We start from the raw sequence: 26,251 nt of genomic DNA on the forward strand, positions 1-26,251 counted from the left end.
TTTGACGTGACAAAGTAGGGCTTAGTGGCAGTTTGTGGTGCAATGCAGTGTGCGCTGTTGCTCTCATCGTCAAAGGCTGCCATTTTCCGGCCGGAAAATGCGGGCGGTAACAGACAGTATATTGAACCTGCTCGTAACTAAAGATGACTTACCAGAATCCACGCGCCGATAGCAATCAGCATTAGGCCACCAAAGATTTCAATTCGATGGCCAAATAACGAACCCAATACTTTCCCCAGCATAACGCCTAACGTGACCATGATTGTTGTCGCCAGACCAATGAGGCTTGCTGCTAGGAGAATGTTAACGTCCACAAACGCTAAGCTAATGCCTATGGCCATCGCATCTATACTGGTGCCGAATGCGGTTAAAGCGAGTCTGGAAAAAGAATGTCTCGATGGGGTTTCTTTCTTTTGACTCTCAGGTTTCAGGCCTTCATACAGCATATGTACGCCGAGAGCGACAAGTATGGTAAACGCTATCCAATGATCCCATGCTTCTACATAAGGTGCAGCGGATTGACCAATAAACCAACCTATTACGGGGGTGATCGCCTCAATGGTGCCAAAAATGAGGCCCATTCTTAACGCTTCGGTAAAACGGGGATTTTTAAGGCTTGCTCCTTTACTAATAGCCACAGAGAAGGCATCAGTAGACATAGAAAGAGCAAGTAACAGCAGGGCGATAGGGTTCACTTTTTATTTTCTCAGGTCGGGTATCGAGTCCACGACATACCCATACCCCCGACGTGCAGTATAGATATATCGATGGTCTCGCCAACCGAGAGGTGTTCGCACCATGGCATATGGCCAAGTATGTTGACACGAACTCTTTCGCAGAACGAAAGCAGGCTACTCCCCAAAGAGCGTTCAGATTAGCATAAACTCCTAAACCCACAAAGTACGGCATTATGCCAAAAAGACAGGGTTTCCCACTAAGTCTTGTTAAGGCCCTGTTTTTCTACCGGACGTTAACTGGTTTAGAAACTGCGGATTGCTAAAGTCATGTATTGCCTGTTCAATTTCATCGGGTGTATTCATCACAAAAGGGCCGTATTGCACCACAGGCTCTTCAATCGCGCGGCCGCTAAGCACTAATATCTCCGCACCTGAGGGGCTAGCTTGCAGTTGTAATGTGTTGCCTTTAGCGTAAATGCCCAGCTGCCGCGACCCGATCAAATCTGTTGCACCTTTATAGACATACACCAGTACAGCGTTATCGGCATTGAAAGACAGCTCAACGGTTTCATTACCCGTCAATTGCACATCGATAAAAACAGGTTGCGTCGAAATCTCAGGTAACGGACCTTGTAGTGTATGCTGATTGATGGTCACGTTACCGGCGATAACGCGAACCATGCCACCGCTTGATAGCCGCTGCTCGGATATATCAGCACTCACCATCTCCTGATAGGCTGCAGGCTTCATTTTTTCAGCGGCAGGCAAATTCAGCCAGATTTGAAAGCCGTGCAGCAGGCCGTGCTCCTGCTCGGGCATTTCCGAGTGCAGCACGCCTGCGCCCGCGGTCATCCATTGCACATCACCGGCGCTGATAACGCCTTCATTACCCATGTGGTCGCGGTGGCGCATACGCCCAGCCTTCATATAGGTAATGGTTTCAAAGCCTCGATGAGGATGTTCGGGAAAGCCGCCAATATAATCGGCCGCATCGTCGGAGTTGATTTCATCAATCATCAAAAAAGGATTGAGTACCGGATGCAGACGCTGTCCTGCTAGGCGATGGATCTTGACGCCGTCACCATCCTGAGTAGGGCGAGCAGGTATCACTTGAATTAACTCTCTCATCGATTTTCTCCCTGCTGTTCTCGACCATGGGCGGCGGTAAAATCCTGAACTGGTCCTACGGGAATGATGCCGGTGGGATTGATCATCAAGTGGCTCGCATAATAGTGGGTCTTGATATGCTCAAAGCTGACGGTGTCAGCCACACCAGATATTTGGTACAACTCGCGTACATAACCACTCATCGCCGGATAATCTGCCAGCAACTGGCGATTGGTTTTAAAGTGACCAAAATACACGGCATCGAAACGGATCAAGGTGGTAAACAAGCGCCAATCGGCTTCCGTCAGCTGATCTCCCGTTAGGTAGCGCTGCTGCGCGAGCAAACCTTCGATCCAATCCAGCGAATCGAACAAGCTATGGTAAGCCTTTTCATAGGACTCTTGGGTGGTGGCAAAGCCGGCGCGATAGACCCCGTTATTGATGGTGTCGTAGATACGATCATTCAGAGCGTTAATCTGCTTGTGTAACGTCTCTGGGTAGTAGTCTGTCATGTTGCCTGTTAGATGATTAAACGCAGTATTAAACATACGGATAATCTCTGATGATTCATTGCTGACAATGGTCTGAGTTTGCGTGTCCCACAACACCGGCACCGTAACGCGGCCTTCGTAGCTGGCATCCGCTTTTAAGTACAGTTGATAAAGAAAGTCAAAACCATAAAGTGGGTCATTCATCTCCCAGCCATTTTTCAGCATCACCGGCTCGACCACGGTGACATCGATATACGCTTGCAGCTGCTTTATTTCACGAAAAATCAGCGTGCGGTGTGCCCATGGGCAGGCCAGAGACACATACAAATGGTAGCGGCCTTTCTCAGCTTTAAAGCCGGGCTCCCCGTTTGGCCCTGCTTTGCCATCGGGTGTCAGCCAATGTCTGAAGCGACTCTCCTGACGGCGAAACTCACCACCGCTATTGCCGGTGTCGTACCACTGATCAACCCATTTCCCTTGTTGTAATAAGCCCATTATGCCTCTCCTGTAAACGCATTGGTCAAGAGTGTAGACACCAGAACATCCACTTGGCGTTTACCTTGTGCAATGACTTGCTCTGGCGTGCCTTTAGATCCGCTGGCATCGATATGGAACACCTCGCCGATACCAATAAATTTGCAAATATGCTCCAGGTAGCGACTGGCAAAGTCCATTTCACTACCGACAGGGGTGCCACCGGAGGCGGTGATAATGAAAGCCCGTTTTATACCCAGTAAACCCACCGGTCCCTGCTCTGTGTATTTAAAACTGACACCTGCACGACAGATGCTATCGATCCATTGTTTTAATGTGGCCGGGATCCCAAAGTTGTACATAGGTGCTGCCAGTATCAGGGTGTCGGCGTTTCTCAACTCATCAATCAATTGCTCCGACAAGCTTAATTGAGCTTTTAAGCTGGCGCTATCACTCGCGGATGAACTGTGAACCGCCATGAGATCCTCGGCATTAATGGTCGGCAAGGGCTGTTGTGCCAAGTCCCGGCTAATAGTCGGCTCCGCTAACGCGTCCACCAGATATTGCCCGATGATACGAGTATTGGAGTTGCTTAATCGTGCACTGCTATTGATATGTAAAACCGTCATATGATGACTCCCGTCATGCTGATTGATAAAGGTCTATTTACTGATCCAGTCGCGTGTGCAGTAAACGATCCACACTGAGGCTGCCAGCACCCCTGAATACCAGAGCAATACTGATCACTAGCAAGGCGAGGCCGAATTCGTAACCGTTATTTGACATAAACAGCCCATTTGACAGATGAACCGTGGCGATGGCGACGAGCATAGTGATGGCCAGCATTAACGCTGCCGGGCGAGTCATTAAGCCCGCGATCAGCAACAAGCCACCAAAAAATTCGGCACCACCGGCCATGGCTGCCATCAGCATCCCAGGCTCGAGGCCAATAGACGTCATCCAACCTGCTGTGCCTTCCAAGCCATAGCCACCAAACCAGCCAAATAATTTTTGACCTCCGTGGGCGGCAAATATTACGCCGGCTCCGAGGCGAAGGGGGAGGGTATCCACACCCGCAGCGCTAGCGGTTAACGCATTAATGAATGCTTTCATTGTATTTCTCCAAAACGGAAGCTGTCGGTTTGTTTAAATGATGGAACCATTATAAGGATTGAGGAAAGCGCAATAAGCGTTAATATCTGTTCAGAATGTTCTAAATATTAGAACAATGTTTTTGGAGGCAGAATGGCAAAGAACCCAATAACAATAGAGGTGCTGGAAACACTGGATGCCATCGAGCGACGGGGAAGTTTCGCGAAAGCGGCTGAAGAGCTGAACAAAGCCACCTCGGCCGTGTCCTATGCGGTGCAAAAACTGGAAGAGCAGCTTGATATTACTCTGTTTCAGCGGCAGGGGCGCCGTTCGGTGTTAACGTCAGCCGGGCGACTGATATTGGTTGAAGGGAGAGACATACTTCACACCACAGCGCGACTGGCGAATAAGGCAAAGGAAGTGGCCACGGGGTGGGAGCCTCGTATTCGCATCGCCGTAGAGTCAATGCAGTCTTACCCTGATTTTTTTGGCGTGCTTGGTGAATTTCTCAAGGCACATCCCACGGTTGAAATCGATGTGTGTGAAGCCGTGCTGAACGGCGGGTGGGAGGCGCTTGAGCTAGACCGGGTAGATTTGATCGTCGGCTCACCCGGACCCGTGCCACTGCAAAAAGGTTACCGGGCACTGCTATTGGCGCGTCCCGATCTGGTGCCGGTTGTTGCGTCTGGTCATGAACTGGCAAGCATAGCGACTAACCCCGATGCGTTACAAGATTCCCTGCCTGAAGTTCGGAGGGTTATTACACACGATACCTCCATCGTTGATATTACCCGAAACGCGGGTTTAAGCAGTGACGGTAAACATTTCTACGTGCAAAACATCGATCAGAAAGTGGAGGCGATAATGGCAGGCATAGGCGTAGGCCACCTACCGCGACAGCGTATTCAAAATCAACTCAATAATGGCGAGCTTGTCGAGCTGGCGTTAAATGAGTGCCCTATTTTCGAACATTATCTGGCTTGGAAAATTAGTCACAAAGGCAAAGGGCTGCAATTGCTAACTCAAAAATTGTCTGTCGTATTTGGTTAGGTCTGATTACCTAGGATCAGGGTGATGCATCAGCGTTCACAATTTAAAAAGTTCCCAGCACAGTTTTTTTGCTCGCAAAGTGCGGCTAGATTTTAGGCATTATTACACGGTACGCTTTTTACTGGCATGCGTACCGATGAAATTGTTGGTATTGGCTAGGGTCTGTTGACCTTTCGAGATGATTTTTGCAGCAGTTTGTGGAGTCTTTATACAAGGCATCGCTTGTGCCATGGAGTCATTCTCCATCAATAAGCGATAACGCCGTAGAAAGGCGCCACAAATGCTGCCCTTCGGGTTCGGCTAAACGCGTTTTTCTCTTTGTTGAGTGGGAGTTTGCTTAGAACGACTAGGCTACACCCCACTCGCCGCGATAAAAACGCGTTTAACTCGAACAAAATTTAACCGCGAAAGGTCAACAGACCCTAAGTATCTATGTATTGTTTACCGTATTAAGTGAGAGCTTCATCTCAAACCATGAGTGTTGCACTGATCATATGAATTCTCAGATAATTTTATTTGTCATTATTACTGAGGTCGCAGAATTAGATGTGATTACGGCTCAGCGCGACTAATTTGCCGTAGTATGCTCTTAACGATATAAGATTTCTTCGCCACGGAATCCACGGAAAAACACTGACAAGGACGAATTCAAAAATGACGAGTGACTATGCATGGCAGGCTCTTACTGATAGGGCGCGATTGTGATCTGCTACAAGGCTTTCATTTATCTAAGCCTGTATCGTTGGCAGCGTTATGGCATTGCCACCATAGTGCCAGCTGGCTAGCTTTCATCATTATATTGGAACCAACCCATGACGCATTCAGCACTCAATACACATTCAGCCCAGTATGAAGAGCTGCGTCTGGCTGCACTGGCAGACTACGATATTCTTGATACTCCTCCAGACGTCGCTTTTGATGACATTGCAAAAATTGCCGCTTTCATCTGTGATGTACCGAGTGTGGTGATCAACTTTATTGACCGAGACAGGCAATGGTTTAAGTCAGTGTTGGGGCTTAACGTGCGTGAAACGCCGCTGGATATCTCTATTTGTAAGCATGTGATCCTGCAGCAAGGTTTATTTGTGGTGCCGGATACTAAGCTAGACCCCCGCTTTGTTAATAATCCGCTGGTAACCGGAGAGCCTAATGTACGGTTTTATGCTGGCGCCGTATTAAAAAATGATGACGGTTATCCACTGGGTACGCTATGTGTACTTGATGACCATCCCAGAGATATTAGCGAAAAACAGCGCTTTGCTTTAAGTACATTAGCTAATCAGGTGATGACACAGTTGGAATTGCTACGTCATCACAAAAAACAAGTGGTACTGATCCAAGATTTACAAACGGCGCACGCAGAGTTAAAAACTGCTCACGCAGAATTACTGCAACTCGCCTCTACCGATCCGCTCTCTGGGCTGCTTAATCGTCGGGCGTTCGAACCCTATCTGGACCGCGAGCTAGCACTTATAAAGCGCAGCGAGGCTCAGGCCACCTTAGTGATGATAGACTTTGACCATTTTAAACGCATCAATGACGATTTTGGCCATGATATCGGTGACGAAGTGATCCAGCGCTTTGCGCAGCTTTTCCGCCGTATTTTTCGCCAATCTGATGTCATCAGCCGCTGGGGAGGAGAAGAGTTTATGGTACTGATGCCTATGACCTCAAAAGCTGACGCCTTACAAACTGTGGAACGATTACATCAATCGCTAAAGAATGCTCCCATTGTCTATGTCGACCAGCAGCCGGTATTTATTACTATTAGCGTCGGCATCTGTAGCCTAACGCCAGACCGTGAGTCACACGAGAGTCTGCGTATTGTAGACAAACTCTTATATATGGCTAAGGAAAATGGCCGAAACTGCACCGTATGTGAGTCATCGCTAACAGACACTCTTTGAATGGTGGATCTTAAGCATCATTACCAGTTTGCTCTTTTTAAAAGCTCTTTGAGGTTGCTCATCCCTGTTCGGGGCGCGTGGACTTGGTCGTCCAATAAAATATCGGCCACAATGATTATAGTGGCGAGCTGACTTGAATCTAGAACTGCGCCCAATTTCGTTTTTTTGTGAATTTTTGGTGCGTGATCAAATTCTTGCTAGTACCGATAGACTTCAGCTTCTGTATACCGGCCAACCATAACAGTTCCTCCGTTAGGGGGCGTGCGATCCATACACTGTTATATCGGATATTGATTCACTATCATCAGTTACGCCGAGACGCTCGATTTTGATTTGAGAGCCAACAGACTGAACATAGCCCCAAAATGTTTCCCTCGGTGCTCAGAGAAATTACAAACTTCATGTTTAATGGCCATTGAAATCGGGTAAATCCCGCTAAAGTGAATCGGTACGTTCAATCCAGAGCACAGCCTCGACAAACAGCCGATTATCACGTGCCGTTACTCCTCTTGCTGGGTAGAAAACCTTTGATATGCTCCTATTAGTCATCTCGTAGCGAGTAATACCTCATCATGCAGATACCTCAAATGCACTAAGGTGACTAATGAGGCAAAATATTTCAAATGAGAACGAACCCTAGATATTCCCAACCAAAAAAAGGGCGGGTAGATGTTATCTAGCAGCCTTCAGCCTCTGAGTTAGTACCGTCGAGAGCAAACACCGATATCTAGTATTACAGTGTCCGTCTTCGACACTAGTGTAAGTCTGTATAACCTAGCCTAACAACCCAGCTAGCCACGTGCGGTATGACTCGACTAACCAGCCGAGCGTACGGCCTTGGTGGCGTACAGGTTGAGGGAAGTCACCGTTCTTAACCCAGGTCCACAGGGTGCGCCGGTCGCGATTTAACAGTTTGCACATCTGTGCGATGGAAATTAAACCGTCATGATTGTATTTCATCTATTGAACCTCATTCATTTTAAGGAAGCTCAAGGTTAACGAGACCAGGCTCGATAGTGTTTCCTGTAAACGACGATTTACTGCGTTAACTCGTGAAAGTACTAAAAAAATAGGGGGGAAGAGGGGCGGGCAATGAAAAATTTAGTCTTAATCATCGTTATATATTTGCAGCTGAGTGCTTTGCCAAGTGTGGGTTCAACTGTGGGTTCAAAAGCAAAAAAAGCGCTATCTCTTGCGAGATAACGCTTTTGTATTCAATACGTTAACTAAATGTTCTTAGTTCATGCCGTACTTTTTGAGCTTCTTGCGCAGTGTACCGCGGTTGATGCCCATCATGTTGGCAGCGCGGGTTTGGTTACCGCGAGTGTATTGCATGATCACGTCCAGCATGGGGGCTTCGACTTCGGCGAGGACCAACTCATACAACTCAGTTACTTCCTGACCATTCAACTGGGACAGATAATTACGCAGCGCTTGGTCTACCGAGTTGCGCAACGGGCGCTGAGTAGGCTGCTCAGAGGTGGCAGATTTAATGGTAGTAACCAGTGCATCAGAAGTCGTAGTTTGTTCGAACATATTTAGTCGGCTCTTCTTTTGTTCGTTAAGCTATATTCGCGAAATAATGCGCCAGGGAGTCGAGCTGCTGCTCGGCCTCATCAAAGGCATTAAAATCACTGCGAAAGTCACGGCCCGCATCACTATCTTTCAGGTACCAACCCACATGCTTACGGGCAATACGCACCCCTAACACTTCACCGTAAAACGCGTGCAGTGCTTCAACGTGCTCCCGTATCATGGCACGCTCCAGGTCCTTATGCAGCGGCTCGGGTAGAGTACCTTGTTCCAGATAGTGGCGGATTTCTCTAAAAATCCAAGGCCGTCCCTGTGCAGCCCGGCCAATCATGATGGCGTCGGCGCCTGTGTCTTCCAAGACAAAACGCGCCTTTTCTGGGCTGTCGATGTCCCCGTTAGCAATAATGGGAATAGAGACGGCTTGTTTTATTGCTCTAATGGTATCGTATTCCGCGTCACCCTTGTACATGCAGGCACGAGTGCGGCCATGCACGGCTAGGGCCTGAATACCGCAATCTTCGGCGATACGAGCAATGTCCACGCCATTACGGTGTTCAGGCTCCCAACCTGTACGAATTTTCAGGGTAACGGGCACTGAAACTGCCTTAACCACAGCGGTGACAATTTCTTGCACCAGCTGCGGGTATTGCAACAGGGCGGACCCTGCCATTTTTTTATTCACTTTCTTTGCTGGGCAACCCATGTTGATGTCGATGATTTGAGCGCCTTGGTCCACATTGAACTGGGCGGCCTCAGCCATCAACTCAGGATCGGCCCCGGCAATCTGGACGGAACGAATACCGGTTTCTCCTGCATGGTCCATACGCCGTAAAGACTTCTCGGTCTGCCATACCTTAGGGTTGGACGACATCATTTCTGACACCGCCATACCCGCACCCATGCGCAAGCATAGAGTACGAAATGGTCTGTCGGTTACGCCAGCCATAGGAGCCACCAAAATGGGGCTAGACAGTTTGTAAGGACCAATCTGCATGAGATAACAGCTATCTTTGCTCAGGGTCGCGTATCTTACGCATTTTTAATGAGTCTGAAAAGGTCATTAATTGAACGATTGATAAATTTTAATAAGTCAAGATGACTGGTGTGTTTTTTATGCTATTTCATCGGTCGCTAATTTAGCTATTTTTAGAGTCATTTGAGTTGTTTTTGTTGTAAATCTTGTTTTAGTAGGACTAATAAAAATACCGAGCTAGCCCGGTATTTGGTGTTTGCTTTTTAACTGATCGCTGACAGCGTAAGGCTTACTGCTGCCCCTTAGGTTCAGTGCCTAGACATAGCACCTAGCGCTTTTGTCCGCTGAGGCGAGCCCATTCTTCGCGCAGCTCAGGTGCATCCATGGTAAACCACTGCTCATAGAGCTCGTTTAAACCCTCGGCTTGCAGGTCGAGAATACCAGACAGCGCGAGCTTACCGCCGGGCTTAACCAGACTGCTAATAAGCGGCGACAGCTCTTTCAGCGGGCCGGCTAGAATATTGGCCACGACTATATCGGCTTTCATATTATCGGGCTGATCTTTGGGCAGATACACTTTTAAGCGGTCTGCCACGCCATTGCGCTCGGCATTATCATGGCTTGCTTGCAGGGCTTGGGGGTCGATATCGATGCCGATTACTTGTTTGGCACCCAGCTTTAAAGCGGCCAATGCCAAAATGCCCGAGCCACAACCGAAATCGATCACGGTTTTATCGGTGAGATCTTGGCCGTCTAACCACTCTAAACACAAAGCAGTTGTCGGGTGGGTGCCGGTACCAAAGGCGAGACCCGGATCCAGCATCACATTCACCGCCGTAGGGTCTGGTACATCGCGCCAGCTTGGGCAGATCCACAAGCGATCGCCAAAGCGCATCGGATGAAAGCTGTCCATCCACTCGCGTACCCAGTCTTTATCTTCTAGTTGCTCCACCTTATAGGTGAGATCTTTGCGATAGAATTTCTTTAAGAAGGTAATGATAGGATCTGGATCCGTGGCGGCATCAAACATACCCACTACTATGGTGTCGTCCCACAATAGGGTTTCGCCAGGCAGGGGTTCATACACGGGCTTGTCTTCGGCGTCCATATAGGTCACCGCCTGAGCACCGCGCCCGAGCAGCATATTACTGACCTTGTCGGCGGTTTTTTCGGTGGCATTAATGCGAATTTGTATCCAAGGCATGGCGTGGCTTCATCAAACGGTAAAGGCCGATTCTAGCATAAAAACATAGCGCCAGAACTTGTAGGGTCGAATTCATTCGACCAATAAGGGTGGCGCAATCTAAAACGGTCGAATGAATTCGACCCTACAAAACCATTGCTATGCGGTGGGCTGTTAAGTATTGGTCTCGTGCTGGGCTCTGGGCTCTGGGTGCTCGGCGCCGCTTTTCCCAAACAAGGCCCTCACTTTGGCACAAGGTGCTGGGCTGAGCAATGAACCGATAACGTAGGCGAGGCCAGACAGCGCTAGGCTGGGCACTATGGCGTGCAGGCCAAACAATTTAATATCGAATGTAGCGAGCAGGCCGTAGCTGAGCGCGCCCACTAGCATGGAGGCCAGCGCACCTGTGGCGGTGCCGCGCCACCAATATAAGCCCAACACTAAGGGCCAAAAGAAGATGGCTTGCAGGGCGCCAAAGGCTAACAAGTTTAGCCAGATGATCATGTCCGGCGGGCTAAGGGCGGCGAACAAGACGATTACGCCCACGGCCAGCGTTACCAAACGGCTGGCGCGCTTAATAAAGGTCGGTGAGGGCGGGGTATGGCCAGACTTGCGGCTGACATAATTCAAATATAAGTCTTTCACTATGGTGGCCGAGGCTTGGATCAACTGGGAGTCGATAGTCGACATAATGGCCGCCATGGGGCCGGCTAAAAATAAGCCTGCCACTATCGGCGGCAATACGGTGAGTATTAAAGTGGGCATGACTTTATCGGGCACGGTGAGCTCGGGTATTAATACTCGGCCCAAGGCGCCGGCAAAGTGCATACCAAACATCAAGAGCGCGCCCACTAGGGTGCCAATAATAATGCCTTTGTGCATGGCTTTGCTGTCTTTATACGCCAAGCAGCGCACCGCCGAATGCGGCAGGCCAATCACGCCAAAACAGACCAGTACCCAAAACGACAGCATAAAGCTGCTACTTAAAAAGTCATCGGGGCCGCGCGGCGACACTAAACCTGAGTCTATATCGGCCAAGGCACTAAACATGGCACTGGCACCACCGCCCGCATAAAGCACGCCCACCAACAGCACGACTGTGCCAATCAGCATTAAGATGCCTTGCACCGCATCCGTGACCACGACCGCCCTAAAGCCGCCAATTAGCGTATAGAGCATCACGGTAGTGGCAAAAATAATCAGGCCGCCTTGATAGGGCAGGCCGGTCACGGTTTCTAGCAGGCGCGCGCCACCGATAAACTGCACCACCATAGTGGCAATAAAAGCCGCTAATAACCCCAGTGCCGCCAAAACCACTACTAACGGGCTTTGATAACGGGCATAGAGCATGTCGTTGATGGTGAGCGCATTGACGCGCCGCGCGATTACCGCGAACTGCTTGCCCAAGACGCCGAGCGTCAACCACACGGTAGGCACTTGGATCATGGCCAGCAACACCCAGCCTAGCCCTAAGCTGTAAGCCGCCCCCGGCCCGCCAATAAAAGACGAGGCCGAGGCATAAGTAGCCACCATGGTCATGGCCAACACAAAGCCGCCCATGGAACGGTTGCCTAAGAAGTAATCTTCGACAAAGTTGCCCTCAGTGGGACGACGGCTTAAGTAAAAGCCCAAGCCCAACATGGCCAGTAAATAGCAGATTAACGGAACTATTAGTGCAAGGTTCATGTTTAGTCTTTAATGAGGGCGTAAGTGGGTGCGTAACGCGACAGCGGCGTGTGTGGCATCAGCTTGAGTCATGGAGGCGGCCTCAATGATAGGTGCTGTGGCTTTGGTCGTTAATCCGGCATCAGTGACGTTAGCCTCATCAGTGCCGGCACCCGTTAGCGCAGCGTCGAGCGGCAGGTTTTTAAAATAGCGTTTTATCATAATCGCGCATAAGCCAATAAACAGCAGCGGATTAAATACGCAGCTCAACAAAAACCACAAGGGCCAACCGTGCCACATGGTTGTGGCCGGTACGGCGTAGGCACTCAGCCACCAGCCGAGCATATACAGCAAAGCTAGCGATACACTGAGTGCCGCTTCACGGTGCGCAATAGTCACTATTTTGTTCATGTGTTTGATGGCGCATTAAAAAATCGCAGATCCGCACCATAACATATTTACACTGTCGGTGAGGAGTGAGGTAGCGGAGAAATGTGAGCTGAAACTCGCAGTAAAAGAGAGTGCAGGGTGCAGGGCACCCAGCAGCAAGCGATAAAAATTGGGCCGTTTTTTTAGGTGGCCGTATCTTCGACGAAGAGGACTTCGCCACGGTTCGTCGTTAATTTAACATCATCCAGCTACGCTGGCCCGCCGAACAAGTTGGCGGCTACAAAAACCGTTCTTCTGTAGTGTGGCAATTTATTCGCCACGGTTTGGTCAGTGTCTTTTGTTAGGTTTTGCGCTGTTAGCTGTCATGCGCTCATAAAAAAACGGCGCCCTGAGGCGCCGTTTAGCTTTCGCACTTTCGCCTACAAACAAGGCGAGCAACCAATATTACAGACCCAGTTTTTTCTCTAGGTAGTGAATGTTGGTGCCGCCGTTGCGGAAGTTTTCATCACGCATGATTTCTTGATGCAGCGGAATGTTGGTTTTAATACCTTCAATTACCAGCTCGTTCAGGGCGTGCGTCATGCGGGCGATCGCGATATCGCGGTTTTCGCCGTAGCAGATCAGCTTACCGATCATGGAGTCGTAATACGGAGGTACTTTGTAGCCCGCATAAATATGCGAATCCCAACGTACGCCTAAGCCACCTGGAGAGTGGAACAACTTGATTTCACCCGGGCTTGGAATAAAGCTCTTCGGATCTTCGGCGTTAATACGACACTCAATCGCATGCCCACGAATGGTCACTTGCTCTTGAGTAATCGACAATGGCATGCCGGCCGCGATGCGCAGCTGTTCTTTGATTAAGTCCACACCTGTGATCATTTCGGTGATGGGGTGCTCAACCTGAATACGGGTGTTCATTTCAATGAAATAGAACTCGCCGTTTTCATACAAGAACTCGAAAGTACCGGCACCGCGATAGCCGATGTCGACACAAGCACGGCAGCAACGCTCACCGATGAACTTACGCATTTCTTCGGTAATGCCCGGTGCTGGCGCTTCTTCCACTACTTTTTGATGGCGACGTTGCATAGAGCAATCGCGCTCACCTAAGTGGATGGCTTTGCCTTGACCGTCGGCCAAGATCTGGATTTCGATGTGGCGTGGGTTTTCTAGGTATTTCTCCATGTAAACCACGTCACTACCAAAGGCCGCGCCCGCTTCGGCTTTGGTCATGGCAATGGCTCTTTCCAGTTCGGCTTCATTGCGCACTACGCGCATGCCGCGACCACCACCGCCAGCTGCGGCTTTGATGATCACCGGATAACCAATGCGCTTGGCAATGGCGGCGTTCTTTTTAGCGTCGTCGCTGATCGGGCCGTCTGAACCGGGTACACAAGGTACGCCGGTTTTCTTCATGGCGGCAATGGCCGACACTTTATCGCCCATTAAGCGAATGGTGTCGCCTTTAGGGCCGATGAATACGAAGCCTGACTTTTCAACCTGGTCGGCAAAGTCGGCGTTTTCTGCCAAGAAGCCGTAACCGGGGTGAATTGCGACCGCATCAGTGACTTCGGCGGCGGCAATAATAGACGGAATGTTCAAATACGACTGGCTAGACTGATTGCCACCAATACAGATGGACTCGTCTGCTAACAGTACGTGCTTAAGTTCACGGTCGGCGGTGGAATGCACGGCAACCGTTTTGATCCCCAGCTCTTTACAAGCGCGCAGGATCCGTAAGGCAATTTCACCGCGGTTGGCGATGACTACTTTATCCAGCATGAGACTTCCTTTATTCGATAATGAACAGCGGCTCGTCAAATTCAACCGGCTCGCCATTGTCAATTAAGATGGCTTTAATGACACCGGCTTTGTCAGCTTCGATTTGGTTCATCATCTTCATGGCTTCAACGATACACAAGGTGTCGCCCACGTTCACGGTTTGGCCCACTTCGGAGAAGTTTTTTGCACCTGGGCTAGACGCGCGGTAGAAGGTGCCTACCATTGGCGAGCGCATCACATGGCCGCTTACTACAGGCGCTGCAGGCTCGTCAGCAACAGCAGACAAGGCCGCTGCAATAGGGGCTGCTGGAGCTGGAGCCGCTTGGTATTGCTGATATTGTGGCTGCACGTTCTGGCCGGGATTACCGTAACGGCTGATACGAACAGATTCTTCACCTTCGGAGATTTCCAATTCGGCAATGCCAGACTCTTCAACCAGTTCGATCAGTTTTTTAATTTTACGAATATCCATGAGCATTCTCTTGTTATGTTATTACTGAGTTGGAAATTAACGGCGACGTAAAAAGCGGGTCGCCGCTTCCAGGGCAAATTCGTAGCCATCACTGCCCAAGCCGCAAATCACGCCTACTGCCTTATCGGCCAAATAGGAGTGGTGGCGAAACGGCTCACGCGCATGCACATTCGATAAATGCACTTCAATGAAAGGGATATTCACCCCTAACAAGGCATCACGAATGGCCACACTGGTGTGCGTAAAAGCAGCAGGATTAATAATAATAAAATCCTGCTGGCCGTAAGCTTGGTGGATGGCATCAATCAGTTGATGTTCCGCATTGGATTGCAGATGACTGAGCGCGATATTCTGCGCTGCGGCTTGCTGCGTTAAGCCGGCCACTATGTCGGTTAAGCTATTTTGACCGTAAATACCGGGTTCGCGCTGACCTAACAAATTGAGGTTAGGTCCGTTAAGCAACAGAATTCGGAAATGTTCGGCCATCGTGTAGCAATCCTCGGCAATCTTGCGGTGTTCACAGCGTTAAGTAAGGAGCCTATCCGTTTTTGCCTATTGCTGGCAAATAAAATCGTTCGGTTTGGCTCAGACCGGCCAATTATAGTGATTTCGTGGAAATTGGCAGCAAATTACTGGTCTAATCACTAAATAAACTCAAATTTCACCAGCTTAGCTGGTTTTTTAGTGCACCTGATGGCTGCTTGTTCGGTATTAACCCCATGTTTGTCTAATGTGTGCCGGACAGTAAACCTCATATCGGCGAAAATTCCGTGATCTAGTCGATATTTTAGGGGATTTACGGCACATGCGACGCCGAGCTAAACAAGTATGTTTCTCTTGTAGCCGGTCGTCTTTGGTAAAGAGGGCGTAGGCGGTCACGCTGAGCTTTGGATTTTAAACAACAAAGCGCGCTGCATAGCTCATTGCAATGTTAGCCATAAAAAAACGCCACCCTAGACTAGGGCGGCGTTGGCTCAGAACTCTTTAATCAGAACTCTTTAATCAGAACTCTTTAATCAGAACACGTGGTCAGAACGCTTAGTCAAATTCTGGCGCTTGCTAACTCATTTAAGCCCAAGCTTTTAAGAAACTTGACCACGCTCGGCAATCAGACGATCTACTACGGACGGATCCGCAAGTGTCGAGGTATCGCCCAAGGTATCCGTTTCGCCGGTGGCAATTTTACGCAAGATTCGACGCATGATTTTACCGGAGCGGGTTTTCGGTAAGCCTTCTGCCCAGTGAATAATATCCGGTGTGGCGATGGGGCCAATTTCTTTGCGCACCCAGTCCTTCACTTCTTTATGCAGCTCAGCGCTCGGCACTTCACCCTCGTTCAAGGTGATATAGGCATAAATGCCTTGACCTTTGATCTCGTGCGGCACACCCACAATCGCCGCTTCGGCAATCTTAGGGTGCGCCACTAATGCGGATTCTATCTCGGCGGTACCCATGCGATGCCCTGATACGTTGAGTACATCGTCTACGCGACCGGTGATCCAGTAGTAACCGTCTTCGTCACGCTTAGCGCCGTCACCACAAAAGTAAGTGCCGGGGAAAGTAGAGAAGTAGGTTTGCTCGAAGCGGTCGTGATCCCCATAAATGGTGCGCATTTGGCCGGGCCAAGAATCGAGAATAACTAAGTTTCCTTCTACCGCGCCGTCTAGAATATTACCTTCGCCATCTACTATGGCGGGCTGCACACCAAAGAAGGGACGGGTGGCGGAGCCGGCTTTTAATGCCGTGGCACCGGGTAGCGGCGCAATTAAGATGCCGCCGGTTTCGGTTTGCCACCAAGTATCGACAATCGGGCAGCGATTATCGCCAATCACGCGGTAATACCATTCCCAGGCTTCTGGGTTAATGGGCTCACCGACCGAGCCTAAAATGCGCAAGCTCTTACGGCTAGTGCCTTCTACTGCTTCATTGCCTTTGGCCATAAAAGCGCGAATGGCGGTGGGTGCCGTATACAGAATATTGACTTGATGCTTATCAACAATTTCGCTCATGCGGCTGGTTTTCGGGTAGTTAGGAATACCTTCAAACATTAAGGTAGTCGCACCATTAGCCAGCGGGCCATACAGAATATAAGAGTGACCGGTGACCCAGCCTACGTCTGCGGTGCACCAGTGCACATCGCCGTCGTGATAATCGAAGATGTACTTAAAGGTCATGGCCGCATACACCAAGTAGCCGCCTGTGGTGTGCAATACGCCTTTTGGCGTGCCAGTGGAGCCCGAGGTATAGAGAATAAACAGCGGGTCTTCGGCGCTCATTTCTTCTGGCTCGCATACTGCATCCACTTGAGCTGCGGCTTCATGCCACCAGATATTGCGATCGCTATCCCAGGCAACATTGCCGCCGGTGCGCTGATAGACGATCACCTTGCAGTCTTTACTGACGCCGGGTTTAGTGAGTGCCGCATCTACGTTAGCTTTTAATGGCACGGTACGACCGCCGCGCAGTCCTTCATCGGCGGTGATCACCAATTTTGCGTTGGAGTCGATAATGCGGCTCGCCACCGCATCCGGTGAGAAACCACCAAATACCACAGAGTGCACGGCACCAATGCGGGCACAGGCCAGCATGGCCACGGCGGCTTCGACCACCATCGGCATATATAAGCTGACTACGTCGCCTTTTTTCACACCTTGGGCTTTTAAGACGTTGGCAAAACGACACACTTGCTCGTGCAGTTCACGATAAGTGACTTTTTTATCGTCATCAGGGCTGTCGCCTTCCCAGATAATGGCCACTTGATCGGCCTTGGTGGCAAGATGGCGGTCAATACAGTTGGCGGATAAGTTAAGAGTGCCGTCTTCAAACCACTTAATGCTGACGTGGCCGGGATCATAGGAGGTATGTTTCACCTTGGTGTAGGGCTTGATCCAATCGAGGTTTTTACCTTGCTCGCCCCAAAATTTATCAGGATTTTCAATAGACTCTTTATACATGCGCAGGTAACCCGCATTGTCTATGTGGGCGTGCTCGGCAATGTCTGCCTTAATCGGATGAACCTTAACTTCACTCATTATTCCGCTCCTTGGTGTAAAACCCGTAACCCCTAAGGTAAGACTTAAATTGAACAATACCAATTCATCAACACGGCTCAATAAATAGGGGGCAAAGCACGGGACAGTAAATTTGGGTTAATAGGCGCTATTAACTATTATGTAGCCTATTTGTAACCAATATGAACAAGGTGACGCAGATTGGCGCATCACTCAATTAGACTTTTGGCTAGCCAGTGCTGAGATAATGACTAAGCGTGGCTTATTTTTAGCATATTCGACTGCTTTGGTCTGGCTTTTATTCAGTTAGGGTGGGGAAGTGGGCACCGACGCCGTTTTTTATTGCTCTGTTTATCGTTTTGTCTATTGCTCTGTCCAGTTATCGCTCACTCTGTCGGCTGATGCTGCTACAGCAACAATGCATCCGTAAACCAGATGACGACGGCGTAGCGAGTTGCCTTACCGATAAACACCAACAGCGTAAACGGCAACAAGCGCACCTTCATCATGCCGGCAATAAAGGTCAGCGCATCGCCGCCCACGGGTGCCCAGGCCAATAATAAAGACCAGACGCCAAAGCGCTGAAAGCCGGCCTGCGCGCGGGCAAGCTGTTTATCCTTGATGGGAAACCAGCGCTTATGACGATAATGCAGCAGGTATTTACCCAACCACCAGTTGACGATGGAGCCCAGAGTGTTGCCGACGCTCGCCAGCGCCCACAGCCACAAGGCGGCGTCTGGCTGGCGGGTAAGCACGGCGGCCAGCACTAATTCCGAATAAAAAGGCGCTATGGTGGCCGCCAGCACGCTGCTGGCAAACACAATGAAGAAATCCAGCATCACGGATACAGTCGCTCGGGAGGCGTGGTTTTGGCCAACTCAATTAAATGACGAAAAATAGCCCGTTGGTGCGACAGGTAGGGCAGGTATTCTGGGTGCCATTGCACGCCCAGAATGGCGTGATCACCCTGATATTCTATGGCTTGCACGAAACCGTCTAAATCTCGTGCTGTCACGTCAAGCCCAGCACCCAGTCGCTTAACTGCCTGATGATGCAGGCTGTTAATGCGCCAGTTCTTCTTATCCATAATGTGATGCAGTCGGCCTGCGCCTGTGCCCACCGCGGTTTTGCGGGGCAATAGGGTGCGGCGATTGGAGGTATGTTGCCGCTGAGGGCGAATATCGGCATGCAAAGAGCCCCCCAGCACTACATTAATAAGCTGGGCGCCGCGGCAAATACCCAACAGCGGCAGCTGTGTTTGCAGAGCATGCTCAATAAGCTCTATTTCAAATGCATCTCGCTTGGGGTCGGCAGGCGCGCGGCCGGTGTCTTCGCCATATAAAGCCGCATCTATGTCGTCTCCGCCACCAATAATCAGCCCCTGCAGCTTGTCTCTTTTATGAGGCCGAAAGGTGTTGGGTGTGAGGTGCAAGGCGCGGCCACCGGCCAGATGAATGGCCAGTCGAGTGGCCCACCAAGCCCAGGGGAGTTTGCTGTCGGGGCCGGTTACGCCAATTAGCGGAGCCATTGCGTGACCTTATGCTTCCAGGGGTTTAAAAAGTCTGGCGTGATATTGTCGAGATGCTCGGCATAGTGTTGGCATACTTGGGCCAGTAGGTGTTCATCATTGGCCAGGGCTTCAACCTGCAGCCAACCACGCCAGGCATGATCGAGTGACCAGTGGGGGTTATCGATATCCGAATTGGGCAGCCGATAGTGCAGCGTGGGCCGCTTGTTGACCTTGTCGTCCTGCACGGCTTTTTGTACCAGAGCTTCGTCATGCCAGGCCAGCATGGGTAATAAGTCGAGCGAGCGATTACGGCTGGGGTTGGCTAATAGATAGTCGGCACTAAAAGCGGGCAATGAGGGCCAGTAATGAGCGTCGATCACTCGGCGGCTGTACTCTTTGCTAAAGGCGCGAATATAGGGAGAGATCTTACGGGCTGCCACTATGTCTTCGTGCTCTTCCAGCCAGTCGTGTAGGCATAAATAGGCCTTGAAATAGCGCAACAGAGTATGGCTGTCGGTGTTGGGCAGCTCGGGGTTCAGGTGCAGACCAAAGGCATAGTGCAGGGCATGGCGGGTACCTTTGGCGCCGGCCAGCCTCAGGCGTTCAAACAAGGGCATTAAAGAAACCAGTTGCGACAGCGGCAAGGGAGGGGTGACCAATTCGAGTGGCACCAGCTGAAAGGCCAGAGTGCCCAACAGTTCGGTGGCTGCCTGCTCAAGCTCGCCGGGCGGTTGCTTGAGTTGTTCTCGCGCCAGTCGCTTCAGATAATCGAAGTCCAGCTCGGCGCGAAAGGTGCCCAGTGACGTATTTATATCTATTTCGTATTCAGACCGTCGGTGCAAGGTACCGTCAAGTTGATCGGCTACCAGCTCGGCCAAGTAGGGCAGAGGCAGGCCGTTTAGCTCAAGTTCAACGCCAAGACGTCGCTCAACGCCCGCGGCAGTAAGACAGTGTTCGGGTAAGCTAAGGGCCATGCACACTCCTGTTGATTATCTGGGTTGTTGCCACCAGTAAACCATAAAGCCAATCCAGCTTAATGCCAATAGCGCCCAGGGCAGCCAAGACTTGCCCGCCGCTGGGGGCTGTGCCTGAGTGTTCTGCTCGTCAGCCTGGGGCTGGAGCTGTTCGCGGCTGCGCTGTTTTTTTGCCTTGTCGGCGGCGCGCGCTTTAGCTTTTTGCTGCTTCTTATATTCGTCTATGCCTTTTTGCACGCCTTGGGCAATTAAGCGGGTTTGCTCTTTGGTTTGGCCGGGCTTTTGTGTGGCCTTGGCCACGCGCTCGGCTTCGGCCGCAGTTTCGGGCGATGGACGGTTTTTAGTGTGTTTCGGCTGATTCATTAAGGCGCCACATTATTTAAATAATGAATATCCATGCTAAACACGGCTAATAGCAATTGGGTGGCGCTTTGATAAAAACCAAAAGGATCGTTTTTAGCGCAGGCCTCGACTAATTCTGGCAACCAAGTCAGCATCAGCTCATTGGCTAACTCTCTTTGCTGGTCGAGCAAGCCAATACGCTGTTCATCGGTTTGCGCTTGTGTAGCAGCTAGCGCTAGGCTTGCCATCATTTCTAGCTGATTACAGACATTGAGCGGGTCATCATCCTTGAGTTGCGTGCCGTGTTGATGCAACAAAATACTCATTAAAAACAATGACTCTTGAGAAGGCTGAGTAAAAGAGGAGGTGTCGAGCAAACCTTGTTCAACAAACAAGCGTTGATAATGGCCGTTAAGTTGCTTTTCTGGCTCATTCAGCGCTAACACCAAGCCGGCTTGCTGGCGAAAAGCTTCGGCGGCGTCATGCAAAGGGTCGAGTGTGGCCAGGCTAGTTAAGAAGGCGTGCATGTCGTAGCCGCTAAATTCCTGCAGCTCTTCGCTGGTTAAGGGCGCCGACAATAATGCGGTAAACCAATGATAAAGCTCGGCGCGGCGTTGTGACGTCACGATGAAGTCTTGCATATTCCTCCCAAGTGGCGGCCAGTAGCCGCTCAATGCCGTTAGCTCGGCTAAAAAGCCTCTATTCTATCGGCTTTAACGCGCAGATCTACCCTGAAACACAGTAATAACTTGTAGATAAACAAAAACATAAACAAAAAGATAAATAAAAATTCGCCGGTCAGCGTTAATAATTATTTAAGGTAAAGATAAATAAGTCTGGCTAACCCCGCGCGTAGGGCTAGGCCACACAGCCCCTACAGGGTAAACTGATGGGAAAATTTAACAGAACCTTTTATATCCCCCCATGCGTCAGGAGAGACAATGTTAAAGCGTGACATGAATATCGCCGATTACGATCCCCAGTTGTGGCAAGCCATGTGTGATGAAACTCAGCGTCAAGAAGAGCATATTGAGTTAATCGCTTCAGAAAACTACACCAGCCCGCGCGTAATGGAAGCACAAGGCTCACAGCTCACCAATAAATATGCCGAAGGCTACCCTGGTAAGCGCTTCTACGGCGGCTGTGAATACGTAGATATCGCCGAGCAGTTGGCGATTGATCGTGCTAAAGAATTGTTTGGTGCTACCTATGCCAACGTGCAACCACATTCTGGCTCACAAGCTAACTCTGCGGTATTTATGGCGCTGGTAAAGCCAGGTGACACCGTAATGGGCATGAACTTGGCTCACGGCGGCCACTTGACCCACGGCTCTCCTGCCAACTTCTCTGGCAAAATGTACAACATCATTCCTTACGGCATCAACGAAGCCGGCGTTATCGACTACGAAGAAATGGAACGCTTAGCCATTGAGCACAAGCCGAAGATGATCATCGGTGGTTTCTCTGCGTTTTCTGGTATCGTTGATTGGGCGCGCATGCGTGAGATCGCCGATAAAATTGGCGCTTGGTTTATGGTTGATATGGCCCACGTTGCCGGCTTGATTGCCACCGGTCACTACCCAAGCCCGATTAAGCATGCCCACGTCGTTACCACTACCACCCATAAAACGCTGGCAGGCCCACGCGGCGGTTTGATTTTATCGGCCGAAAACGACGAAGATCTGGAGAAGAAGCTGAATTCAGCTGTCTTCCCTGGTGGCCAAGGCGGCCCCCTGATGCACGTGATCGCCGGCAAAGCCGTGGCCTTTAAAGAAGCCATGGAGCCTGAATTCAAAGTTTACCAAGGCCAAGTATTGAAAAATGCCCAAGCCATGGCCGATGAATTCATCAAGCGCGGTTATAAAGTGGTTTCAGGTGGCACTTACAACCATTTGTTCTTGCTCGATTTAATCGACAAAGACATTACTGGTAAAGATGCAGACGCCGCTTTGGGCAAAGCCTTCATCACGGTAAACAAAAACTCAGTACCTAACGATCCTCGCTCACCTTTTGTGACTTCAGGTATTCGTATCGGTACACCTGCGGTCACTCGTCGTGGTTTTAACGAAGCCGACGTGCGCCAGTTAGCCGGTTGGATTTGTGATGTGTTAGATAACATCAACGACGATGCCGTCATTGCTTCTGTTAAAGAGCAAGTGCAAGACATCTGCCGTCGTCATCCTGTTTACGCTTAATTGCCTAAGCTCGATAGATTAGCTAGATGCTGACAGCAAACGGGACCCTAGGGTCCCGTTTTTGTTTGGTTAAGTGTAAAGGGTTAAGGGCAAAGAGGACGACACACACCCAAAAACTAAACCTAGAACCATTTTTGCCACGGAATCCACGGAAACCACGGACGTAGTTCACAAGCGACAAGAGCCAAAGATATTTTATGGTAAGAGCTTGCTCTCTGATGATGAGGCGTTTGGCTCTTACTATTAATCGTTTTATCTCAGCTTTGACCTTTTTAGATCTGATCACTATTTTTCCGTGTATTCAGTGGCAAATAGTCTTAAGGCTCTAGGTATTAGGTGTTTGCTCCTCACACTTTACGCTTCACCCCTCACGCGCCCTAAGCCACTGGCAATCTTAAGTCCGCTTATTTACACTGAAGACCGAATTTAGCTTAGGGAGTCGCTATGCATTGTCCCTTTTGTCAAGCCACCGACACTAAGGTGATTGACTCACGCTTAGTGGGTGAAGGTTTACAGGTGCGCCGTCGCCGCGAGTGCCTCGCCTGTAAAGAGCGTTTTACTACCTTTGAAACCGCCGAATTGGTCATGCCGCGCATTATTAAAAGTAACGGTATTCGCGAGCCTTTTAATGAAGCTAAATTAGAAGCCGGCATGCAGCGGGCGTTAGAAAAACGTCCGGTAAGCATAGAAGCCATAGAGCAGTCGGTGCTGCGCATTATGTCGCAACTGCGGGCCACGGGTGAGCGCGAAGTAAAGTCCGAGCTGATCGGTAATTTGGTGATGGAAGAGCTGAAGCTGCTGGATAAGGTGGCTTACATTCGCTTTGCCTCTGTGTATCGCTGCTTTGAAGACTTACGCGAATTTGGTGAAGAAATCGCCCGCTTGGAGCAATAAGTGTTTAACTCTCGATCTAATTCTCAGTCCGGCTCTCAGTTCGACTCTCTGTTTGATGTGCAAGATGCGCAGTGGATGGCTCGCGCCTTAGAATTGGCGCGCCGTGGCCGTTTTACTGCCAGTCCTAATCCTGCCGTGGGCTGTGTGCTGATTAAAAAAGATCAGCTGACAGGTGAACAGCACTTGGTAGGTGAAGGTTTTCATCGCCAAGCGGGCGGCCCTCATGCCGAAGTGTTTGCGCTGCGACAAGCAGGTAGCTTGGCAAAAGGTGCCACTGCCTATGTGACGCTGGAGCCTTGTGCACATACGGGCCGCACGCCACCGTGCGCCCAAGCGCTAATTGATGCAGGCGTGGCACGGGTGGTGGTGGCCTGTTTGGATGCGAATCCGCAAGTGTCGGGCAGAGGCATTGCCATGTTGCAGGCCGCCGGCATTGCCGCAGAAGCAGGCTTAATGGCGGCGGAGGCCGAGGCCATTAATGCCGGGTTTATGCAGCGTATGCGCAGCGGTTTACCCTATGTGACGGTGAAACTGGCCGCCAGCTTGGATGGTCGTACGGCCTTAGCAAATGGCGAAAGTAAGTGGATTACGGGGGCGGCGGCGCGCCGCGATGTGCAGCGCCATAGAGCCTTGAGTTGCGCCATTTTATCCGGTGCCGATACGGTATTAATGGATAATGCTAGCCTCAATGTGCGCTGGTCTGAGCTGCCAGAGTCCGTGCAGAAACAGTACGGCCAGTATGTGTTGCCTAGCTCTTTGTCTGATTCTCTATCAAGTGAATCAACAATCGAGCCGCCATCAAATGAGCCACAGTTACGCCAACCGCTGCGGGTGATTATCGATACCCGCAATCGGCTGACGCCTGATCTCAAGCTATTCAGTTTACCTGGCCCGATTTTATTATTGCGAGGTCAAGTGAGTGGATGCTTTAACGAACAAGTCGAAGAGTGCATCTTGCCGCTTACAGCTCAGGGTAAACTAGACTTGCACGCCTTAATGATAGAGCTGGGTAAGCGCCAGATTAATCGGTTGTGGATCGAGGCGGGCGCGCAATTGTGTGGTGCCTTATTTAACGAACAACTGGTAGACGAGCTGGTGTTGTATCAAGCACCTAAGCTGATGGGCAGCAGTGCGCGTGGCTTGTTCGACTTACCTAATGTTACCGACATGCAGCAGGTGATTAACTTGCAATGGCAAGACGTGCGCCAAATAGGTGCAGATCTTAAGCTCACCGCACGCATTAGCAAGCGGCTTGCTCTCGAATGAGGTCTGCTTAACAGTAACCGCATTGGCTTGTGACTATTATTCACGGCATGTATCAGTCGTTTGCCGATAGCCTTGAGGCGCGGCGAGCGAACTGTCAGTCAATTTAAGTTAAATATTAAGGGAGCCTCCCATGGCCTTAAGCAATACCCAAGACATTATCGACGATATTCGACAGGGCAAAATGGTCATCTTAATGGATGACGAAGGCCGCGAAAACGAAGGCGACTTGATCATGGCCTCGCACCATGTACGCCCCGACGACATTAATTTTATGGCCAAATATGGCCGCGGGTTAATTTGCCTGACCCTAACCGAAGCTCGTTGTCGTCAGTTGAATATTCCGCAAATGGTGAGCCGCAATACCGAGCAGTTTTCTACCGCTTTTACGGTATCCATTGAGGCGGCCGTTGGCGTTACTACCGGCATTTCTGCCGCCGACCGCGCCCGCACCGTGCAAGCGGCGGTGGCCCCGGATGCTAAACCCGCTGATTTAGTGCAGCCTGGACATATTTTCCCGCTCAAAGCACAAAACGGCGGTGTGCTGACCCGCGCCGGCCATACGGAAGCTGGCTGTGATTTAGCGCGTTTGGCGGGCTTAGAGCCCTCAGCCGTAATAGTGGAAATCTTAAATGAAGACGGCACCATGGCGCGGCGCGCCGACTTAGAAGTGTTTGCCGAACAACACGGTATTAAATTGGGCACCATTGCCGATTTAATCGAATACCGTAATCAAAACGAAACCACTATCGAGCAAGTCGCGCGCTGTAAACTGCCCACCGAATTTGGCGAGTTTGAACTGCTGACCTTTAGAGACACCATCGATAACCAAGTGCACTTTGCGCTGAAAAAAGGCGACATTAAGGCGGACCAGCCGACCTTAGTACGGGTGCACATTCACGACGTGTTTACCGATATTCTGATGACCGACCGTCATTCTGCGCGCACTTGGCCGTTGGCCAAATCCATGCAGCGCATTGCCGATGAGGGCGGCGTGTTGGTGGTATTAGGCCAAGATCAGGTAACCGATCAGCTGTTGTCTTTGGTACGCCAATTTGAAGCGGTCGATAAGGGCGAGCAGGCAGAAGCGCCCAAGTGGCGCGGTACTTCACGCCGCGTGGGTGTGGGCTCGCAAATCTTGCAGGCATTGGGTGTGGGCAAGATGAAGTTGCTTAGCTCGCCGAAGCGTTATCACGCACTGTCGGGCTTTGGCCTTGAGGTAGTGGAATACGTTACCGACTGATGATCAATAGCTGTTTGTTT

At 50.4% G+C, this 26,251-nt stretch carries 26 protein-coding genes and 1 riboswitch; of the genes, 6 read left to right on the plus strand and 20 right to left on the minus strand.

Annotation, left to right across the window (positions count from 1 at the left end; translation table 11 throughout):
* Positions 1–137: 137 nt before the first annotated feature.
* The 5 genes from ACEN2G_RS07365 to ACEN2G_RS07385 form a co-directional block, all read right to left on the minus strand.
* Positions 138–695 (minus strand): manganese efflux pump MntP, encoded by a 558-nt coding sequence (locus tag ACEN2G_RS07365; protein ID WP_442020832.1) that lies wholly within the window; start codon positions 693–695, stop codon positions 138–140.
* 38 nt (positions 696–733) lie between these two features.
* Positions 734–872: riboswitch (yybP-ykoY riboswitch) on the minus strand.
* Positions 873–944: 72 nt separating this feature from the next.
* Positions 945–1,805 carry a pirin family protein gene (locus ACEN2G_RS07370; RefSeq protein WP_442020833.1) on the minus strand — a complete coding sequence of 287 codons (861 nt, stop codon included), beginning with the start codon at positions 1,803–1,805 and terminating at the stop codon, positions 945–947.
* The gene (locus ACEN2G_RS07375) at positions 1,802–2,770 is read right to left on the minus strand and encodes a glutathione S-transferase family protein (protein WP_442020834.1); all 969 of its coding nucleotides are present in this window, start codon (positions 2,768–2,770) and stop codon (positions 1,802–1,804) included. The genes ACEN2G_RS07370 and ACEN2G_RS07375 overlap by 4 nt, the downstream gene beginning before the upstream one ends.
* The gene (locus tag ACEN2G_RS07380) at positions 2,770–3,378 is read right to left on the minus strand and encodes an FMN-dependent NADH-azoreductase (RefSeq protein ID WP_442020835.1); all 609 of its coding nucleotides are present in this window, start codon (positions 3,376–3,378) and stop codon (positions 2,770–2,772) included. The genes ACEN2G_RS07375 and ACEN2G_RS07380 overlap by 1 nt, the downstream gene beginning before the upstream one ends.
* A 37-nt stretch (positions 3,379–3,415) precedes the next feature.
* Complete coding sequence (locus tag ACEN2G_RS07385; protein ID WP_442020836.1) at positions 3,416–3,862, minus strand: DoxX family protein; 447 nt, start codon at positions 3,860–3,862, stop codon at positions 3,416–3,418.
* A gap of 132 nt (positions 3,863–3,994) precedes the next feature.
* Between ACEN2G_RS07385 and ACEN2G_RS07390 the strand changes: the two genes are divergently transcribed.
* Both ACEN2G_RS07390 and ACEN2G_RS07395 read left to right on the plus strand, forming a co-directional pair.
* Complete coding sequence (locus ACEN2G_RS07390; protein WP_442020837.1) at positions 3,995–4,891, plus strand: LysR family transcriptional regulator; 897 nt, start codon at positions 3,995–3,997, stop codon at positions 4,889–4,891.
* Between the two features lie 812 nt (positions 4,892–5,703).
* Positions 5,704–6,798, plus strand: a complete 1,095-nt coding sequence (locus ACEN2G_RS07395) for a sensor domain-containing diguanylate cyclase (protein ID WP_442020838.1) — start codon at positions 5,704–5,706, stop codon at positions 6,796–6,798.
* A gap of 774 nt (positions 6,799–7,572) precedes the next feature.
* Here ACEN2G_RS07395 and ACEN2G_RS07400 read toward each other — a convergent pair.
* The 15 genes from ACEN2G_RS07400 to ACEN2G_RS07470 form a co-directional block, all read right to left on the minus strand.
* Positions 7,573–7,758, minus strand: a complete 186-nt coding sequence (locus ACEN2G_RS07400; protein ID WP_442020839.1) for a helix-turn-helix transcriptional regulator — start codon at positions 7,756–7,758, stop codon at positions 7,573–7,575.
* 276 nt (positions 7,759–8,034) lie between these two features.
* Positions 8,035–8,334: a DNA-binding transcriptional regulator Fis gene (gene fis, locus ACEN2G_RS07405; protein WP_442020840.1), complete on the minus strand. Its 300-nt coding sequence runs from the start codon at positions 8,332–8,334 to the stop codon at positions 8,035–8,037.
* A 25-nt stretch (positions 8,335–8,359) separates the two neighbouring features.
* Positions 8,360–9,325, minus strand: a complete 966-nt coding sequence (gene dusB, locus ACEN2G_RS07410; protein WP_442020841.1) for a tRNA dihydrouridine synthase DusB — start codon at positions 9,323–9,325, stop codon at positions 8,360–8,362.
* A 307-nt stretch (positions 9,326–9,632) separates the two neighbouring features.
* Positions 9,633–10,508: a 50S ribosomal protein L11 methyltransferase gene (gene prmA / locus ACEN2G_RS07415; protein WP_442020842.1), complete on the minus strand. Its 876-nt coding sequence runs from the start codon at positions 10,506–10,508 to the stop codon at positions 9,633–9,635.
* A 153-nt stretch (positions 10,509–10,661) separates the two neighbouring features.
* A complete protein-coding gene (gene panF / locus ACEN2G_RS07420; RefSeq protein ID WP_442020843.1) occupies positions 10,662–12,173 on the minus strand; it encodes a sodium/pantothenate symporter in 1,512 nt (503 codons plus the stop codon).
* Positions 12,174–12,182: 9 nt separating this feature from the next.
* The gene (locus ACEN2G_RS07425) at positions 12,183–12,563 is read right to left on the minus strand and encodes a YhdT family protein (RefSeq protein WP_442020844.1); all 381 of its coding nucleotides are present in this window, start codon (positions 12,561–12,563) and stop codon (positions 12,183–12,185) included.
* A 423-nt stretch (positions 12,564–12,986) separates the two neighbouring features.
* Entirely contained in the window at positions 12,987–14,327 is a 1,341-nt protein-coding gene (gene accC, locus ACEN2G_RS07430) for an acetyl-CoA carboxylase biotin carboxylase subunit (protein ID WP_442020845.1), read from the minus strand.
* A 10-nt stretch (positions 14,328–14,337) separates the two neighbouring features.
* The gene (gene accB, locus ACEN2G_RS07435) at positions 14,338–14,799 is read right to left on the minus strand and encodes an acetyl-CoA carboxylase biotin carboxyl carrier protein (RefSeq protein ID WP_442020846.1); all 462 of its coding nucleotides are present in this window, start codon (positions 14,797–14,799) and stop codon (positions 14,338–14,340) included.
* Between the two features lie 36 nt (positions 14,800–14,835).
* Positions 14,836–15,285, minus strand: coding sequence for a type II 3-dehydroquinate dehydratase (gene aroQ / locus ACEN2G_RS07440; protein ID WP_442020847.1), 450 nt, complete (start codon positions 15,283–15,285; stop codon positions 14,836–14,838).
* A gap of 596 nt (positions 15,286–15,881) precedes the next feature.
* Positions 15,882–17,831 carry an acetate--CoA ligase gene (acs, locus tag ACEN2G_RS07445; protein ID WP_442020848.1) on the minus strand — a complete coding sequence of 650 codons (1,950 nt, stop codon included), beginning with the start codon at positions 17,829–17,831 and terminating at the stop codon, positions 15,882–15,884.
* 386 nt (positions 17,832–18,217) lie between these two features.
* Positions 18,218–18,649 (minus strand): YqaA family protein, encoded by a 432-nt coding sequence (locus ACEN2G_RS07450; RefSeq protein ID WP_442020849.1) that lies wholly within the window; start codon positions 18,647–18,649, stop codon positions 18,218–18,220.
* Positions 18,649–19,338 carry a gamma-glutamyl-gamma-aminobutyrate hydrolase family protein gene (locus ACEN2G_RS07455; protein WP_442020850.1) on the minus strand — a complete coding sequence of 230 codons (690 nt, stop codon included), beginning with the start codon at positions 19,336–19,338 and terminating at the stop codon, positions 18,649–18,651. Before ACEN2G_RS07455 ends, ACEN2G_RS07450 begins: the two co-directional genes overlap by 1 nt.
* Entirely contained in the window at positions 19,326–20,294 is a 969-nt protein-coding gene (locus tag ACEN2G_RS07460; RefSeq protein ID WP_442020851.1) for an amidoligase family protein, read from the minus strand. Before ACEN2G_RS07460 ends, ACEN2G_RS07455 begins: the two co-directional genes overlap by 13 nt.
* A 15-nt stretch (positions 20,295–20,309) precedes the next feature.
* Positions 20,310–20,657 (minus strand): DUF2956 domain-containing protein, encoded by a 348-nt coding sequence (locus tag ACEN2G_RS07465; RefSeq protein ID WP_442020852.1) that lies wholly within the window; start codon positions 20,655–20,657, stop codon positions 20,310–20,312.
* Positions 20,657–21,277, minus strand: a complete 621-nt coding sequence (locus tag ACEN2G_RS07470; RefSeq protein ID WP_442020853.1) for a molecular chaperone TorD family protein — start codon at positions 21,275–21,277, stop codon at positions 20,657–20,659. Before ACEN2G_RS07470 ends, ACEN2G_RS07465 begins: the two co-directional genes overlap by 1 nt.
* 300 nt (positions 21,278–21,577) lie before the next feature.
* On the opposite strand from ACEN2G_RS07470, the gene glyA reads away from it, so the two are divergent.
* The 4 genes from glyA to ribBA all read left to right on the plus strand — a co-directional run bounded on the left by glyA (position 21,578) and on the right by ribBA (position 26,231).
* Positions 21,578–22,831 carry a serine hydroxymethyltransferase gene (gene glyA / locus ACEN2G_RS07475; protein ID WP_442020854.1) on the plus strand — a complete coding sequence of 418 codons (1,254 nt, stop codon included), beginning with the start codon at positions 21,578–21,580 and terminating at the stop codon, positions 22,829–22,831.
* 444 nt (positions 22,832–23,275) lie between these two features.
* Positions 23,276–23,725 (plus strand): transcriptional regulator NrdR, encoded by a 450-nt coding sequence (nrdR, locus tag ACEN2G_RS07480; protein ID WP_442020855.1) that lies wholly within the window; start codon positions 23,276–23,278, stop codon positions 23,723–23,725.
* A 48-nt stretch (positions 23,726–23,773) separates the two neighbouring features.
* Complete coding sequence (gene ribD, locus ACEN2G_RS07485) at positions 23,774–24,991, plus strand: bifunctional diaminohydroxyphosphoribosylaminopyrimidine deaminase/5-amino-6-(5-phosphoribosylamino)uracil reductase RibD (RefSeq protein WP_442020905.1); 1,218 nt, start codon at positions 23,774–23,776, stop codon at positions 24,989–24,991.
* Positions 24,992–25,121: 130 nt separating this feature from the next.
* Positions 25,122–26,231 (plus strand): bifunctional 3,4-dihydroxy-2-butanone-4-phosphate synthase/GTP cyclohydrolase II, encoded by a 1,110-nt coding sequence (gene ribBA, locus ACEN2G_RS07490; RefSeq protein WP_442020856.1) that lies wholly within the window; start codon positions 25,122–25,124, stop codon positions 26,229–26,231.
* The last annotated feature ends 20 nt before the right edge of the window (positions 26,232–26,251 follow it).

This window comes from Oceanisphaera sp. W20_SRM_FM3, assembly GCF_052119705.1.
Classification (GTDB): Bacteria; Pseudomonadota; Gammaproteobacteria; order Enterobacterales; family Aeromonadaceae; genus Oceanimonas.